Origin of the sequence: Pseudomonas sp. SIMBA_041, from assembly GCF_046535095.1 — a bacterium.
GTDB lineage: Bacteria > Pseudomonadota > Gammaproteobacteria > Pseudomonadales > Pseudomonadaceae > Aquipseudomonas > Aquipseudomonas mucoides.
Genome location: NZ_JAWRXJ010000781.1, coordinates 1 through 245, shown reverse-complemented (window position 1 = coordinate 245; position 245 = coordinate 1). Strand labels below are relative to the sequence as shown.

The 245-nt window shown below is 65.7% G+C and carries 1 pseudogene; it reads left to right on the top strand.

The annotated features are described in order from the left end of the window. Positions 1-245 (top strand): annotated as a pseudogene (locus tag SB725_RS33245) (ABC transporter permease); the annotation flags it as partial.

Genomic DNA, 245 nt, shown 5'->3' with positions numbered 1-245 from the left:
CTGGGTATTTCGCTGGACTCACAGGTGCCCGTGGCGCAGCTGCTGTTCGGTCGTCTTGGTCATACCTTGGCACTGCTGGCCGGCGTGCTGGCGCTGGTGGTGCCGCTGGCACTCACCCTCGGCGTGAGCCTGGCCTTGCGGCGTGATCGTCCGCTGGACCGCTGGGGCTTGTCGGCATTGATCCTGTTGAAGGCCACGCCGAGCTTTCTGCTGGCCGTCGGCCTGGTGCTGCTGTTTTCCATGCC